The sequence below is a fragment of the Actinoallomurus sp. NPDC052308 genome, from assembly GCF_040679195.1.
GTDB classification, from domain to species: Bacteria; Actinomycetota; Actinomycetes; order Streptosporangiales; family Streptosporangiaceae; genus Actinoallomurus; species Actinoallomurus liliacearum.
The window spans coordinates 1-15,002 of sequence record NZ_JBFAUM010000058.1 but is presented as its reverse complement, the minus strand read 5'-3'; the positions used below and the strand labels follow the sequence as shown (position 1 = coordinate 15,002).

Genomic DNA, 15,002 nt, shown 5'->3' with positions numbered 1-15,002 from the left:
CGTTCTGCCGCGCCCCCAGCGACGGCAGATTCAGCTCACTCAGGCCCCATCCTTCCTGAGCGCAGCCACGGTGACGATCCTCCCAGGGCGGACCGCCCACGACGCCGGGGCGCGCCGGAGGGCCGGGCACAGGTCGCGGCACCGCCCTGGGAGGATCGTCACCGTGGCTGCGCTCAGGAAGGATGGGGCATGAGTGAGCTGAATCTGCCGTCGCTGGGGGCGCGGCAGAACGTTCGCGACCAGATCGCGCAGGCGCTGCGTGCCTCGCTCGTCGCCGGGGAGATGCGGCCCGGCGTCATCTACTCCGCGCCCGCGCTGGCCGAGCGGTTCGGCGTCTCGCCCACCCCTGTCCGTGAGGCGATGCTGGACCTGGTCAAGGAGGGCCTGGTCACCGTCGTCCGGAACAAGGGCTTCCGGGTCACCGAGCTGTCCGACCGGGACCTCGACGACATCACCGAAGTCCGCGCGCTCATCGAGGTGCCGACCGTCGGCCGGGTCGCGGCCTCGCCCGGCGGGGTCGAGAGGCTGCGGCCGATGGCGCAGGCCATCGTGGACGCCGCCGAACGCCGCGACATCCTCGCCTACATCGAGGCCGACCAGACCTTCCACCTGGAGCTGCTGGCCCTGGCCGGCAACGCCCAGCTCGTCGAGGTGGTGCGCGAGCTGCGGCACCGCTCCCGGCTGTACGGAGTGCCGAAGCTCGCCGAGCGCGGCGAACTGCTGCCCTCGGCACGGGAGCACCTGACCCTGCTCGACGTCATCGCCCGTGGCGACGTCGAGGGCGCCGAGAAACTGATGCGCCACCACCTGCGGCACGTCCGCGGCATCTGGGCCGGCTCCGCCAAGGCCACCGGAGACTGACGGAGCATCGCGGTCAGCCGCCGGGGGCGGGAACGCCGGATGTGGTCACCCGGGTGATCGCGCGGTCGAGTGTCCGCCCTGCGGGCGCGCGGCTGCCAGGAGCCGGTCCGCGGCGGCGCGTGCGTCGGCGCCGGCGTCCGTCGTATCGTCGATCGAGACGACCACGCTCGCGCCCTCGATGAGCAGCAGCAACTGCCTCGCCAACCGCGGCGCGTCGGTGAGGCCGGCCTCCTGGATCCGGGATTCGAGCAGCCGCCGGTACCGCGCCAGGTGACGACGGGCGATGGCGGCGATGGCAGGATCGGCGCGGGTGTCGGTGACGGTGTTCACGACCGTGCAGCCGTGGTAACCGGGCTGGGCGAACCAGTCGATCAGCAGATCGAACACCGAGAGGACGCGCTCCGGCCCGGCCGGGGCGTCGGCGGTCTTGCGGACGAGCCAATCGTGGATCCGGTCGCTGTGCTCGGTGAGCATCGCCGCGACGAGCCGCTCCTTGGACGGGAAGTAGCGGTAGAGACTGAGCTTGGACGCCTTCGCCTCGGCGGCGATCTCGTTGACGCCCACCGCGTGAACCCCCCGCTCGTAGAAGAGCCGTGCCGCCGTATCGAGGATCTTGGCGCGTGTGGCCTGCTGCGAAGGGCTGAGCGTTTCGGTCATCACGTTCCCGAGCGTAGCCGCCCGCGCGACTGACAATACCGACTTGTACTGTCACAGTACTGATCGGTACTGTCGCGTCGTGACAAATGGCGATCGGGTGCCGGTCGCGCGACTCTGGCTGGCCGTCCTCTGCGGCTACCTCGCGCTCGGCGCCACCCTCCAAGAGCTGCCGATCTATGTGTCCGATCGCTTCCACCAGCCTGCGTTCACCGTGGGCATCGTCGTCGGGCTCGCCTTCGCTGGGACGGCCGTCGCCCGGCCGTTCGCGGGGCGCGCGGCCGACTCCGGCCGGTCCCGCCCGATCGTGATGGCGGGCGGTGTGCTGACCACGGTCGCCGGAGTGGGACACCTGCTAGCGCCCGACGTCGGGACACTTCTGCTGGCACGCCTGGTGATGGGCGTCGGCGAGGCGGCGCTGTTCTCCGGTTGCCTGCCCTGGGTCCTGACCGGGGTCGACGCCTCGCGCCGTGCGCGGATCGCCGGCTGGTTCGGTCTGTCCATGTGGGGCGGCCTTTCGGCCGGCCCTCTGCTGGCCGCCGCCGCGGCGTCGGCCGGTGGGACGGCCGCAGTGTGGTCGGCCGTGGTCGCGTTGCCGATCGTCTCGACCCTGCTGGTCGCCTCGACGCGCCGCCCGTCCGGCCCCAAGGCGCCCCTGTCCATCCGCGGGCGGCGCGACCTCATCCCGGCCGGCGTCGGCGGACCCGGCGCGATGCTCGGGCTCGCCGCGTACGGATACGGCACTCTCACGGCGCTGCTCGTACTGTTCCTGGCCACTCCCGGCGTCGGTGGCAGGGAAGCCGGTCTGGCGGTGTTCTCCGTCTCGTTCCTCCTGACGCGTGCGGTCGGCAGCCCGCTGATCGACCGGTACGGGGGGCTGGCCGCCGCACGCTGTGTGCTGCTGGTCGAGGCGGGCGGCCTGGTCCTGCTCGCCAATGCCGCATCGGAGATCGTCGCGCTGCTCGCCGTGGCCGTCACCGGCGTCGGCCTCGGGCTGATCTATCCCGCGACGACGAAGCTGACGCTGCATCGGGCCGGGGCGCTGACGCCCGGAGCGGCGGTCGGGGCCATGACCTCGTTCTGGGACCTCGGCATCCTCGCCGCCGGACCCGTGGGCGGACTGATCGCGGGGCACGCGGGTTTCCGCCCGGCCTTCGCGGTCGGCGCCGGTGCGGCCGCGCTCGCGTTCGCCCTCACCGTGACGGGAACGAGGTCGCGCTCGTCCCGAGAAGCGTCTTCGGCACGAGAAGACGCGTCGCGGGCCTGATCTCCCTCAACGCCGGCGCCGGGTCGGGGCGAGCCGTTCGGTCAGGACCGCCTGGAAATGGGGGCAGTGGGTGAAGTCCTCGTGGTCGCAGTCGAGGGCCGCCTCGATCATCCGCAGGGACGCCCGCTCCCGGGCGATGCGCTCGGCCAGCTCACGCCGGTGTCCCTCCAGGATCGCCCGTCGTTCGGCCGGTCGCCGCACGGCCAGCATCCGGCGGATGTCCTCTAGGCCCAGCCCCGCCTCCTTGGCGCGCAGGATGATCGCGACCCGGTACAGGTCGTCCGTCGTGTAGCGGCGGCGCCCGCCCGCCGCCCGAGCGGGTTCGAGCAGGCCCATCGACTCCCAGTGCCGCAGGACGTGCGTCGCCAGGCCGAAGCGTTCGGCGAGCTCACCGATGCTCATCGTGCCACTTGACTTCATGTCGACATTAAGTCGCAGCATGGCGCGCATGTCCACGAATCAGATCGATGACATCGACGCCCTCATCCGCGCCCTCGACACCGCCGACGCCCTGCCCGGCGCCGCCGACCTGCGGACCCGCTCGTACGAGCTGCTCGACCTGGACCCGGGCGCCTCCGTGGTCGACGTGGGGTGCGGCGCGGGCCGTGCCGTCGCGGAGTTGCGCGAGCGCGGGGCGGACGCGATCGGCGTCGACGTGAGCGAGCGGATGCTCGCCGCCCGGGCGGCCGGCGCCGCCGGAGTCGTCACCGGCGAGCAGGCCGACGCCTGGTACGCGGAGCAGGCCGGTCGCGCGGCGGCGGACCGGCTGTTCCTCGCCGTCCCCATCTTCGTCGCGGCGGCGTCGGCGCGCTGAGGCTCACATCTGCTTAACGCGGTGCGCCCAGGGTGATCGAGGCTCTGGTCAGAGATCGGCGCTGGGTCGTCGGATCCGCACCGGTCCGGGGCCGCGGCCCCGGAGGGCGTCGTCGGGGTTGAGAAGCAGGCATGCCTTCATCGACAGGCAGCCGCAGCCGATGCAGCCGGTGAGCTCGTGTTCGAGGCTTTCGATGACGCGACGGCGCTCCTCCAGTTGTTTCTTCCAGCGCCGGGAGACCCGCTGCCAGTCCTTGTGGGTGGGCGCGCGATCGGTGGGGAGGCCGGCGAAGACCTCGGCGACGTCCGACAGCGGGATGTGGAGGCGTTTGGCCACGATGATCAAGGAGATCCGGCGGAGCATGTGCCGGGAGAAGATTCGCTGATTGCCGCTGGTGCGTTCGCTGAAGATCAGGCCCTTGCGTTCGTAGAAGTGGAGTGCGGAGGCGGGCACGCCAGTCCGGCGGATGACCTCACCGATCGGAAGTTCGTCGTCCGGACTGGCGTGCACGACGCTGCTCCTCGCTTGATTCAGGGCACTGGTGGTCAGGTGGTGCGGCGGGAGGTCGCGGCGCGGCTGTGAATCAGGACGGCAACGGTGATCGATAGGACGAGACAGAGCAGGCCGACACCGAGCTGGGTCACCTGCCAGGACCAGGTGAAGGCGTCCAGCTCCACGCTTTCGGCTCCATCGGTGAGGCGTCCGGCGCCGACTGCGGCGGCGCGGGTGGTGTCACCGAGCCTGGCCGCGAGGAGGCCGGCGAGGGAGGCGCTGTAGGCGGCGATCACGAGAGCCTCGGCCGCTCCCCGCAGGGTGTTGAGGAAGCCCGCCGCCATGCCGACGGCGTCGGCATCGACCAGGGCCATGGCCTGCCCGTCGGTGATGCCGAAGGACGCTCCCATGCCGACGCCGATCATTACCAGCGGCGCCGCGACGGCAACGACCGTGTCGTCGGCGGTCAACCTCACCAGCCACAGGTTCCCGGCCGCGACCAGCACCAGGGCGATCATGATCAGCAGACGGGCCGGAACACCCTTGTTCACCAGAGCCGCGGCGACCATGGGCATGACAAGCACGGGCGCGGTCAGCAGCAGCATCGTCACCCCCGCCGCCGCAGGGGAGAGACCGTCCGCCGCCTGCAGGTACGTCGGCAGGAAGACCAGGACGCCGAGGAACCCGATGGAGGTGGTCAGTGTCGCCAGACTCCAACCCAGGAATCCACGATTGGCGACCAGGGCGGGCGCCAGCACCGGAGCGGCGCTGCGCCGCTGAAGGACGCCGAAGATGCCCAGAACGACCAGACCGGCGATCCCGGTGAACAGGACGACCGGGTGCGACCAGCCGAGCGCGGGCGCCTCCAGGAGCGCGAACATCAGCAGTGCCAGTGCCGCGACGAACAAGACACTGCCCGCCCAGTCGATTCGGTCCACACCAGCCGCTCGGGACTCGCGGGTACGGGTCCCGCCCGCAGCGACCAGCAGGCCGACCACGGTGAAGACCGCGAAGCTCCCCCGCCATCCAGCCGTGCTGATCAGCAGGCCCGACAACGTGGGACCGACGGCGATCCCGACCCCGGCCATGCTGCCCATCAGCGCGAAGGCGCGGTTGCGGGCCGCGCCGTCGTAACCGGACGCCAGGATCGCGCCGCCGGCCGCCATGATCCCGGCGCCGCCGACACCGGAGACGATGCGGGCGATGTCGGTGACGAGGAACGCCGGGCTCAGCGCCGTCCCGAGAAATCCGGCCGCGAAGATCAGCGCGGAGACGACGAACACCCGCCGGCGGCCGATCCGGTCGGCGGTCGATCCCGCGATGAGCGTCATGGCCGCGAAGGCCAGGTTGTAGCCGGCGACGACCCAGTTCAACGGGGACCCGGAGGCATCGAGATCACGACCGATGCTCGGCAGCGCCACCGCGGTCCCCGAGATCGACATCGCCACCAGGACGACGCCGGCCAGGACCACCGGAAGCGTCAACGAAGACGGCCGATCCGCCGGGGCCGATTGCGGAGGGCTCTCCGTGACCGTGCTGTTCGTGTCGTTCGCCATTGCTGTTCGCTTTCTCCGATCCTGAGGCGGACGGCGAACAGCCCACCAGCTCAACCGCAGTTAAGGTCAAATGTGCTGGTAGAGGCATGCCGGTGCGAGGTCGTTGCGGCAGTCAGAGCCGGAGCGGTCCCCTGGAAGCAGACCGGAGCAGGCCGGCTGCGCGGTTGCGGACCGGCTGTTCCTCGCCGTGCCCATCGTCCTCGCGGCCGCCTCGGTCCGCTGAGGCTCACATCGGACCGTACAAGGACAGGTCGAGCACGATCGCCAGCATGACGATCAGGGTGCGGGCCGGCTCGGGTGCCGGGCCGGTGAACTCGACCTTGTAGTGGTCGGACGGGGTGAGCCATTCCTTGACCGGCCCCGCCCAGGTCTTGCTGATGCGCGCGATCCGGTTCTTGGGGGGCGTGGTCACCTGGAAATGCTTGAGCGACAGCTCGCCGACGACGGTCGCCACGACCTGGCCCTGGTCGTCGGTGAGCGAGTAGTGACGGGTCGTCCCGGTCGCGCGCATCCGGCCGACCAGACCGCCGTCCGGCCGGTGGACCTCGGCGAGCCGCCCATCCGGATGCCGGGTCAGCACCAGGATCGCCTGATCGTCGGTGCCCGTGACCGTGAGGATCCGGGCGTCCGGCGGCGGCGCGGTGGGCAGGGTCGCCTTCAGCATTTGCACACGCGTGCGCCGGTCGGTCTCCTCGGCGAACGCCAGGCGCTTTCGCTTGTCGTCGAGAATCTCGTACTTCGCCTGGGTGGGGAGAATCTTGCCGGGTTGTCGCACCCGCACGACGGGGGAATCGAAGAGCACGTCCACACTCACTGAGTATGCCTTCTGTAATTGCGTTTCGTACCGATGGCCAGGCCGCCTGTCAGAAAAGGGTCGGCGGTTCGGCGGGCGCCCGGGCCGGCTCCGGCAGCGGCTCGACCTCCGGCAGCCGGGCCCGTACGTCGTCGTGGAACCGGCGGGCGAGCAGCAGCGCGTCCGCGTTGTCCGGCGTGTGGATGAAGACCGTCGGCGAACGACCTTCCCGTAGCCACTCGGCGACCCGGCCGACCCATCCCCGCCAGCCCTCGATGGTCTCGTCCGTGGAGTCCCGGCCCAGGTAACGGACGATCGGCCGGTCGGTGAGGGCGACGGTCCGCCGCGCCACCCGCGGTTTCTTCGTCCACGCGTCCCGTTCCATGTCGGTCGTGGGCGGGCTCTGGAACAGCGTCGTGGTGTCGAACGGGATCCACTCCGCCCCGACGCTCGCGAGCGCCCTTTCCAGGAGCCGCGCCGATCGCCCGTCCTCGAAGAACGCCCGGTGACGGACCTCGACGGCGTACCGGTAGGAGGGCGGGAGCCGGCGCAGGAAACCCGCCAGGACCTCGACGTCGGCCGGCGCGAACGCCGCCGGAAGCTGGATCCACAGCGCATGGGCGCGCGGCCCGAGTGGCTCGATCGCGTCCAGGAAGGTGCGCACCTCCGCGCCGACGTCTCCGAGGCGGCGCTCATGGGTGATGGACTTGGGCAGCTTCAGGACGAAGCGGAATTCCGGGTCGGTCTTCAGTGCCCAGGTCTCGACCGTGTCCCGTGCCGGAACGGCGTAGAAGGTGGTGTTCCCCTCGACCGCGTTGCACCACGTCGCGTACGCCCGCAGCCGCTCCTGAGGAGCAAGCGGGTGGGGCAGGAAACGCTTTTGCCATGGCGCATGGGTCCACATCGCGCATCCCACGTGAAGCCGCACGCACGTGACGTTACCCAAACCCGGTGCGCGACGGCGCCCGGCCCGCCTCCGAGGCCGGCCGCGGACCGAGGCTCATCGCCTGCGGTATCCGCCCGCGAGTCCTGGGTGGGGCTTCGCGCGAGGCTCCTGCGGGATCGTCCTTATTCGGGGGAGTCCGAATCAGCTTGAGCGCCGATCACGACGCCTGAAGAGTGCTCCTAGTTCGCCGTTTCCTCGGATGGCGCGCGTGGCTCATCGCCGTTCGGCCGATTGGCTCGGTCGGCGGCGGAAAGGAGAATCTCCAATGTTCGGTAAGTCGCTTGTGATCGGGGCGATGTCGCTCACACTGATGACGGCGTTCGCCTCGACGGCGTCGGCCGCCGAGAACACCGGTGCGGTGCATTCGGCCAGTCTGCCCAGCAAGGACTCCTGGGGTCCCTGGTTCAAGCCTCCGCAGAAGTACACCGGGTACAAGACCGATCGCTGCCGAACGTACGCGAGCGTCACCGCCGGCTCGAAGATAAGATTCCGCGCCTATGTGGAATGCAAGCACATCCATGCCCTGACGGTCTGGGTCAACGGCTCGATGAATGGGCAGATCACGAAATCCAAGGGGCGGGCCTGCAACCTGAACAGGAACTGGTGCGACATCGTATACAAGGTCAACAACAAGAAGGGCAAGCAGAAATGGTGCGGGGTCGTCGGCTCCGTCACCATCAACGGCTACTGGCCGGGCCCCAAGGTGACACCGCGCAAGCCCTGCATCTACTACTGATCGGTCGCACCGCCGTGCCGGCGGGCGGGGCCTCTCCCGCCTGCCGGCACATCAGGCATGGCGGGGGTGTCGATCGGGTGATCGAGAAAGGGCGTTTCCGGAGCGGCCGTCCGTCTGGAAACCTTAGGCATCATGAGCACACGGAGAACGGACGGCAGCGCCGGGGACGCGGACTACGGCACGATCGGGGCGGGCTACACCGACTACCGCAGGCCCGACGACCGGATCGCGCGGTTCATCGCCGACGCGCTCGGCGACGCGCGAACGGTGATCAACGTGGGCGCGGGCGCCGGGTCGTACGAGTCCGTGGCTCCGAGCGTCACCGCGGTCGAGCCGTCGGCGTCCATGCGCGCCCAGCGGCCCGTCCACCTGCCGTCCGCCGTGGACGCCATGGCGGAGGACCTGCCGTTCCCCGATGACGGCTTCGACGCCGCGATGACCACGTTCAGTGTGCACCAGTGGAGCGACCTGAAGGCCGGTCTGCGGGAGATGCGGCGCGTCGCGCGCGGGCCCGTCGTCATCCTCACCTGCGACCCGGACCGGGTCCGCGACTTCTGGCTGTATGAGTACGCGCCGCTCGTCCTGGACACCGAGGCCCGGCGGTACCCGCCGGTCGGTGAGATCACCGAGGTGCTGGGCGGCGAGGCGTCGGTGCGCCCGGTGCCCATCCCGGCCGACTGCACCGACGGTTTCAACGAGGCGTACTACGCGCGCCCGGAACGCCTGCTCGATCCCGGGGCGCGGCAGGCCTGCTCGGCGTGGAGCTTCGTCGAGCCGGCGCTGGGCGAGCAGTACGTGGAGCGCCTCCGGAACGACCTGGAGTCCGGGGCCTGGGACGAGCGCCACGGCGCCCTGCGCCGGCAGCCGTACCTCGACGGATCACTGGTCCTCATCCGCGCCACCCCGGCCTGACCCGGCCGTCCGTTCGATGTTCAGCCGAGCGCTGGGAGAGGACGCGGAGCTACGCCCGCTGGAGCCGTGGCAGGCGGCCGAGTTCGCCGCGCACGTCCATCGGGTTCGCGACGCGCTCAAGCCGTGGATCCCATTCGCCTACACCGTCGTGGACGAGGAGTCGGCCCGCGCCCACCTGCAGGTCTACGCCGATCGTCAGGCCGCCGACGCTGGACGGATCTTCGGCGTCTACGTGGCAGGCGTGCTGCGGGGTGGTGTCATCTACCGCGCCTTCGACGCGGCACAGCGCGTCTGCGAGATCGGCGTCTGGCTGGAGCCGGAGGTGCGTGGCCGGGGCCTGATCACCCGCGCCTGCCGCGTGCTCATCGACTGGGCGGTCGACGTGCGCGGGATGGTCCGCGTCGAGTGGCGGTGCGACCCCCGCAACGAGGCCAGCATCGCCGTCGCCCGCCGCCTCGGCTTCACCCTCGAGGGCACCCACCGGAAGGCCTTCCACCTCGAGGGAGAGCACCGCGACGTCCAGGTCTGGGCCATCGTCGCCTGACGCCTGTCGTCAGGCCCTCACCGCCACTTCGCCGGTCCACCGCCGAATCTCCGCGAGTCAGTCGACGCGGTCCACGTCGTGGTGCGCCGCGATGAAGCGACGAGCCGGAGCCCTCTCGTCCCAGTACCGTCCGCCGGGCACGGCAGGCCGGACGAACACTTCGCAGCCGACCGCGTCGGTGAGGAAGACGACCTCCTTTGATCAGGCGCGCAGGTTACCGCTCGGCATGGCGGCCGCTCCGACCGGGTGTTCCGTGGGGACGCGATGAATCGACCTCCAGCGCGGACCCTCCTCCGCGCAAAGATCGGCCAATCGCGACGGCGGATCCGTTCGCCGCCGTCGCCGACATGATTCGCTCTCCTCGATTCATGCCGGCCGGACCGCCGACGTCACCCATGCAGGAATGACCGTCGGCCTGGAGACACCGGCCGGATCACGACGTTTCCGCATAATCGACGGAAGGCTGTCATGTCGACGAAGTCCTTGCGCTTTCTGCCCGTGGGCCTTGCGGCCGGCTCGCTGCTGGCCGCCATGACCCTGGCCGCCACGGCTCCCGCGTCCGCCTCCCCGGTCGCGAAGCGGCAGACCACGGTCACCGCGCTCGGCTACAACAGCACCGACTGGACGTACCTGCAGGTGCCCCCGGCGGCGAACCAGCCCCTCTTCGCCGACCGGAGCTTCGACGACAGCGGCTGGCCCTCCGGCCAGGAGGGCTTCGGGACCGTCAACGGCACGTGCAAGTGGAACAACCCGACGGACGTCAAGACCCACTGGGCCGTCAACACGGACATCCTCGTACGCCACTGGGTGCACATCCCGCGGGACGCCCAACAGGTCCGCATCCAGGGAACCGTGGACAACGACGCGAGCGTTTATCTCAACGGTCATCTCCTCCAGACCGTCAAGAGCGGCAACTGCAACGCCGGCGCCATCAACGTCGTCGTTCCGGCCAATTACCTGGACTGCTGCAACCTGCTCGCCATCCGCGGCCACGACTATGGCCTCGCGACCTACCTCAACGTCGCGGTGACCTACGTCAAACCGACTCCCGCCGCCTGACCGGCCACCCGCCGCACTCAGCCAGGTACGGCACGGCGGGCTTCGTGTTCGGCGGCCGCCGACAGGTTACGCTTCGTCGACCTTGTCGGTGGCCGCCGAGGTCGGCCGCCGCGCGGTGTCCCGATACCAGCGTCCCCACCGGTCCAGGGTGTTCGTGATCTCCTCCAGGCTTCGGCCGGTGTCGGTCAGCGTGTACTCCACCTTCGGCGGCACCTCGCGGTACACCGTGCGTATGAGCAGCCCGTCGGCCTCCAACTCCCGGAGCTGGCGGGTGAGCATCCGCTGGGTGATCCCGGGCATGGCGCGCTTCAGCTCACCGAAGCGATGAGTGCCGCCCATGAGCTGCTTGAGGATCGCCAGCTTCCACCGGCCACCGAGAACCTCCATCGCTATCTCGACCGCGCAGTGGTCCGCGGTCGCGTCGATGTCGCCGCGCATCGCCACACCCTCCATTGGTATACAGAACGACACTACGTCACAGAAAAGACCGTACTTTTCCGCCGACGCACTAGACACCCATAGTGCTGCCATGAGCCTGAACGGGGTGCTGGGAACCGCGTCGAGCGGGAGCGACGGTGCGGCCATCGCGCATCGGCGGCGCTGGATGATCCTGGCGGTGGCCTGCACGAGCCTGCTGCTGTGCGGGATCGACCTGACCGTGCTGCACGTGAGCGTGCCGGAGATGACACGGCATGTGCATCCCAGCGGCGTGCAACTCCTATGGATCGTCGACGTCTACTCGCTGACGGTGGCGGCGCTCCTGGTGACCTGCGGCACGTTGGGGGACCGCATCGGTCGCAGACGCCTGCTGCTGGGCGGATTCGCGCTGTTCGGCATGGCATCGGCCACCGCCGCCTTCTCCACGACCGCCGTCGAGCTGATTCTCGCGCGGGCGCTCCTCGGCGTGGGGGCAGCGATGATCATGGCTTCCACCGTGGCCGTCATCAGGGTCGTCTTCTCCGATGACCGTGAACGGACGCTCGCGATCGGGATCTGGACCTCCGCGCACAGCGTCGGCGCGACCGTCGGGCCGCTGCTGGGCGGGGCGCTGGTCGAGCGATGGTGGTGGGGCGCGGTCTTCCTGGTGAACGTCCCGATCGTCGTGGTCATCATCATCGTGGGGGCGCTCGTCCTGCCGGAGTCGAGGGATCCCGCGCCACGCCGCTGGGACCTGTCCAGCGTCGCGCTGTCGGTCGCCGGCCTGGCCGGGGTGGTGTACGCGCTGAAGCAGGTCGGCGAGCATCTGCGAGTCGGCGTGGGTGTCGCGGTCATCGGAGCCGCCGGGGTGTCGCTGCTGACGACGTTCGTCGTGCGGCAGCGGCGGCTGGCCCAGCCGCTACTGGATCTCTCGCTGCTGTCCGACCGGCGTGTCGCCGCCGCCACCATCTGCGTGATCAGCTGTTTCGGCGGCTACACCGCCATGTTGTTCTTCTTCACCCAGTGGTTGCAGTGGGTGGGCGGCTACTCGCCGCTGAGGGCCGGTCTCGCGCTGGTGCCGCTGGCCGGATCCAACGCGGTGGGCGCCGTGCTGGCGCCCTGGGCCGCGCGTCGTGTCGGCGCCCGGTGGGCCGTCTCCGGCGCGCTCGCCCTGTTCGCGGCCGCGCTCGCGACGTTGGCCCTCCTGGCGGGCTCGGGACCGGCGGCGTACGGCGCGGTCATGGTCACCATGATCGCGGCGGGCACGGGTGCGGGGGTCATCATGACGCTCGGCGCGGACCTGATCACGGCCGCCGCGGACCCACGACGCGCCGGTGAGGCGGCCGCCATCCAGGAGACCTCGTTCGAGTTGGGAGCGGGCATGGGAGTCGCCGTTCTCGGAACCGTCCTGGCCGCGACGTATCGGACCGTGCTGCCACCGGTCCCCGGACTGTCCACGGGCGAGCAGCGTACGGCCCGTGAGTCGATCGGGGCCGCGGTCGAGGTCGCCGGCCGGCTGGACGCCACGACAGGGGAGGTCCTGCGCCGCGCCGCGCGCGACGCCTATGGTCAGGGTTTCACGACCGTCGCCGCCACCGCGGCCGTGATCCTGGGCCTGACCTCGTTCCTTGCCGTGGCGCTGCTGCGTCCGACCACCCGTGTCGAGGCAGGACGGTGATCAGTCCTCCGCCCGAGGCCACGCCGCCAGTGCCAGTTCGGCGGTCTCGGTGAGCTCCGCCGCCGTGGCGCCGTCCCGGGCGCGTTGCGACATGCCCTGGATGACCGCGGCGAAGTACGCCGCGAGGGCGCGCGGATCGGCCACGGCGGACAGTTCGCCGTCGCGCTGTGCGGTTCTGAGGCGAGCTTCGAAGGTGGCCAGGTTCGCGTTGCGCAGGTCCCGCAGGAACGCCGCCACCTCCGCGTCCTGGACGGTGACGTTGGTCGCGGCGCTGATGGTCAGGCAGCCGGCCGGGTGCGACGGATCGGGATAGACGGCCGCCGCCTCGCGCAGGATGCGGCGGAACGCCCCACGCGCCGTGGGCTCCTCTTCCAGCGCGGTGCCCATGAACGCGCCGACGGGGGAGCGCCCGTAGGTCCGCACCACCTCCTTGAACAGGCTCTTCTTATCGCCGAAGGCCGCGTACAGGCTTCCGGGTCGCATGCCCATCGCCTTGGTCAGCTCGCCGATGGAGGTCGCCTCGTAGCCGTGCTCCCAGAACAACCGGGTGGCGGCCGCCAGGGCCTCCGTACGGTCGAACGCCGGCGGTCGTCCGCGCTTCGCGCCTGCTCCACTCACGCGCTCATTTTAGAGCGATCACTCAACAAGCCGTGCTAAGGTTTCTTTGTTGAGTGATCCCTCAAAAAAGGAAGGGTGTATCCAGCCATGGCGGTACGAGCGCTTGAGGGCAAGGTCGCGCTGGTGACCGGAGGCAGCCGGGGCATCGGCCGGGCCATCGCGGAACGGCTCGCCCGCGACGGCGCGACCGTCGCCGTCGCCTACGCCCGCGACGAGACGGCGGCGAGTGAGACCGTCGAGCGCATCCGGAAGGACGGCGGCCGGGCCTTCGCGCTGCGGGCGGAGCTGGGACGGCACGGCGACGCGGCCCGTCTGTGGGCCGCCTTCGACGCCGAGGGCGGGGACCACGCGCCCGACGGCAGACTCGACATCATCGTCAACAACGCCGGCATCGGACGCAGCGCGCCGCTGGCCGCGCTGACCGAGGACGAGTTCGACGAGGTGTTCGCCGTGAACGTGCGCGCGCCGTTCTTCATCGTGCAGCAGGGACTGACCCGCCTGCGCGACGGCGGCCGGATCATCAACATCTCCAGCGGCGCGGCCGCCCTCGCCATGCCGGAGATCATCGCCTACGGCGCCACCAAGGGCGCGCTCGACACCTTCACCCTCAACCTCGCCAAGGAGCTCGGTCCCCGCGGCATCACGGCGAACTCGGTGGCGCCCGGAATCGTCGACACCGACGTCAACGCCTCCTGGCTTCGCGGCAACCCACAGGCCGAGGCGCACGCCGCGTCCCCGGCCGCCCTGGGCCGGGTCGGTCAGCCCGACGACATCGCCGACATCGTGGCCTTCCTCGCCTCGGACGACGCGCGCTGGGTGACCGGACGGGTCATCGACGCGACCGGCGGCGCCGGCCTGTGAGCGCTCGCCGCCGGCGCTTCCCGGCGTGGCCCGGCCTCATGCTCTCCGACCGCCGGCAGGCGGAAAAGCGTTGGAGGAGCCGCGTCCGTGCGGGCATCCTGTCCGCATGCTGATCAGGGAAGCCGCCACGGACGACTGGCCTGCCATCTGGCCCTTCTTTCACTCGATCGTCGCCGCAGGTGAGAGCTTCACCTATCCGACGGATCTCGCCGAGGACCAGGGGCGTGACTGGTGGCTCCTACCGGCTCCCGACCGGACGGTCGTCGCGGTGGACGACTCGGGCGCCATCGTCGGTACGGCGAAGATGAATCGCAATCACCTGGGGAACGCGTCGCATATCGCGAGTGCGAGCTACATGGTCGATCCTGCGCATGCCGGGCGGGGTGTGGGACGCGCGCTGTGTGAGTACACGTTGGAGTGGGCGCGTGCGGCAGGCTACCGCGCGATGCAGTTCAACGCGGTCGTGGAGACGAACGTGCGTGCGGTGAAGCTGTACCGGGCCCTCGGCTTCGAAGTACTGGGCACATTGCCCGAGGGCTTCCGGCACCCGGCGAAGGGTTATGTCGGACTGCACATCATGTACCGCGCGATCTGACACCCTCTTCGCCGGCAACGGGATGCCGTACGCTACAGCCGCGGCGCAGAGGCGCCACGCCGCCGGGAGCGCCCACTCGCCGAGCACCTGGCACGGCCGTCGCTAGGGCGTGTCTCGAACCGGGAGAGGGCCCGGACCGGCGCCCGCTCAGACGGTCACTTGATGGACGGGCAGCAGGGGAAGGTGCTGCAGACGGTGC

The 15,002-nt window shown here is 70.3% G+C and carries 18 protein-coding genes; 10 read left to right on the top strand and 8 right to left on the bottom strand.

Annotation, left to right across the window (positions count from 1 at the left end):
• Positions 1-189: 189 nt before the first annotated feature.
• A complete protein-coding gene (locus tag AB0L00_RS45285; RefSeq protein ID WP_364444406.1) occupies positions 190-861 on the top strand; it encodes a GntR family transcriptional regulator in 672 nt (223 codons plus the stop codon).
• A gap of 45 nt (positions 862-906) precedes the next feature.
• On the opposite strand, the gene AB0L00_RS45280 is transcribed toward AB0L00_RS45285, so the two are convergent.
• On the bottom strand, positions 907-1,518 hold the full coding sequence (locus AB0L00_RS45280; RefSeq protein WP_364444403.1) for a TetR/AcrR family transcriptional regulator: 612 nt from the start codon (positions 1,516-1,518) through the stop codon (positions 907-909).
• Between the two features lie 79 nt (positions 1,519-1,597).
• Between AB0L00_RS45280 and AB0L00_RS45275 the strand changes: the two genes are divergently transcribed.
• Positions 1,598-2,782, top strand: coding sequence for an MFS transporter (locus AB0L00_RS45275; RefSeq protein WP_364444400.1), 1,185 nt, complete (start codon positions 1,598-1,600; stop codon positions 2,780-2,782).
• A 6-nt stretch (positions 2,783-2,788) separates the two neighbouring features.
• Here the strand turns inward: AB0L00_RS45275 and AB0L00_RS45270 are convergent, their stop codons facing one another.
• The gene (locus AB0L00_RS45270) at positions 2,789-3,184 is read right to left on the bottom strand and encodes a MerR family transcriptional regulator (protein WP_364444398.1); all 396 of its coding nucleotides are present in this window, start codon (positions 3,182-3,184) and stop codon (positions 2,789-2,791) included.
• A 46-nt stretch (positions 3,185-3,230) separates the two neighbouring features.
• On the opposite strand from AB0L00_RS45270, the gene AB0L00_RS45265 reads away from it, so the two are divergent.
• Positions 3,231-3,596, top strand: coding sequence for a methyltransferase domain-containing protein (locus AB0L00_RS45265; RefSeq protein WP_364444395.1), 366 nt, complete (start codon positions 3,231-3,233; stop codon positions 3,594-3,596).
• A 48-nt stretch (positions 3,597-3,644) separates the two neighbouring features.
• On the opposite strand, the gene soxR is transcribed toward AB0L00_RS45265, so the two are convergent.
• The 4 genes from soxR to AB0L00_RS45245 form a co-directional block, all read right to left on the bottom strand.
• Positions 3,645-4,106, bottom strand: a complete 462-nt coding sequence (gene soxR / locus AB0L00_RS45260; protein ID WP_364444394.1) for a redox-sensitive transcriptional activator SoxR — start codon at positions 4,104-4,106, stop codon at positions 3,645-3,647.
• A 35-nt stretch (positions 4,107-4,141) separates the two neighbouring features.
• Positions 4,142-5,572 (bottom strand): MFS transporter, encoded by a 1,431-nt coding sequence (locus AB0L00_RS45255; protein ID WP_364444392.1) that lies wholly within the window; start codon positions 5,570-5,572, stop codon positions 4,142-4,144.
• Positions 5,573-5,870: 298 nt separating this feature from the next.
• Positions 5,871-6,446, bottom strand: a complete 576-nt coding sequence (locus AB0L00_RS45250; RefSeq protein ID WP_364444390.1) for a phospholipid scramblase-related protein — start codon at positions 6,444-6,446, stop codon at positions 5,871-5,873.
• 61 nt (positions 6,447-6,507) lie between these two features.
• Entirely contained in the window at positions 6,508-7,365 is an 858-nt protein-coding gene (locus AB0L00_RS45245) for a DUF72 domain-containing protein (RefSeq protein WP_364444387.1), read from the bottom strand.
• A gap of 283 nt (positions 7,366-7,648) precedes the next feature.
• Between AB0L00_RS45245 and AB0L00_RS45240 the strand changes: the two genes are divergently transcribed.
• The 4 genes from AB0L00_RS45240 to AB0L00_RS45225 all read left to right on the top strand — a co-directional run bounded on the left by AB0L00_RS45240 (position 7,649) and on the right by AB0L00_RS45225 (position 10,634).
• Positions 7,649-8,119, top strand: a complete 471-nt coding sequence (locus AB0L00_RS45240; RefSeq protein ID WP_364444386.1) for a hypothetical protein — start codon at positions 7,649-7,651, stop codon at positions 8,117-8,119.
• A gap of 132 nt (positions 8,120-8,251) precedes the next feature.
• Positions 8,252-9,031 (top strand): methyltransferase domain-containing protein, encoded by a 780-nt coding sequence (locus AB0L00_RS45235; RefSeq protein WP_364444384.1) that lies wholly within the window; start codon positions 8,252-8,254, stop codon positions 9,029-9,031.
• Positions 9,032-9,047: 16 nt separating this feature from the next.
• Entirely contained in the window at positions 9,048-9,575 is a 528-nt protein-coding gene (locus AB0L00_RS45230) for a GNAT family protein (RefSeq protein WP_364444381.1), read from the top strand.
• A gap of 468 nt (positions 9,576-10,043) precedes the next feature.
• Positions 10,044-10,634 (top strand): hypothetical protein, encoded by a 591-nt coding sequence (locus AB0L00_RS45225; RefSeq protein ID WP_364444379.1) that lies wholly within the window; start codon positions 10,044-10,046, stop codon positions 10,632-10,634.
• A gap of 66 nt (positions 10,635-10,700) precedes the next feature.
• On the opposite strand, the gene AB0L00_RS45220 is transcribed toward AB0L00_RS45225, so the two are convergent.
• A complete protein-coding gene (locus AB0L00_RS45220) occupies positions 10,701-11,072 on the bottom strand; it encodes a helix-turn-helix domain-containing protein (protein WP_364444376.1) in 372 nt (123 codons plus the stop codon).
• A 91-nt stretch (positions 11,073-11,163) separates the two neighbouring features.
• Here AB0L00_RS45220 and AB0L00_RS45215 point away from each other — a divergent pair, with 91 nt between their 5' ends.
• Positions 11,164-12,729 carry an MFS transporter gene (locus tag AB0L00_RS45215; RefSeq protein WP_364444373.1) on the top strand — a complete coding sequence of 522 codons (1,566 nt, stop codon included), beginning with the start codon at positions 11,164-11,166 and terminating at the stop codon, positions 12,727-12,729.
• Here AB0L00_RS45215 and AB0L00_RS45210 read toward each other — a convergent pair whose 3' ends face one another.
• Entirely contained in the window at positions 12,730-13,347 is a 618-nt protein-coding gene (locus tag AB0L00_RS45210; RefSeq protein WP_364444370.1) for a TetR/AcrR family transcriptional regulator, read from the bottom strand.
• 87 nt (positions 13,348-13,434) lie between these two features.
• On the opposite strand from AB0L00_RS45210, the gene AB0L00_RS45205 reads away from it, so the two are divergent.
• Complete coding sequence (locus tag AB0L00_RS45205) at positions 13,435-14,208, top strand: glucose 1-dehydrogenase (RefSeq protein WP_364444368.1); 774 nt, start codon at positions 13,435-13,437, stop codon at positions 14,206-14,208.
• Positions 14,209-14,314: 106 nt separating this feature from the next.
• Positions 14,315-14,803, top strand: coding sequence for a GNAT family N-acetyltransferase (locus AB0L00_RS45200; protein ID WP_364444366.1), 489 nt, complete (start codon positions 14,315-14,317; stop codon positions 14,801-14,803).
• The last annotated feature ends 199 nt before the right edge of the window (positions 14,804-15,002 follow it).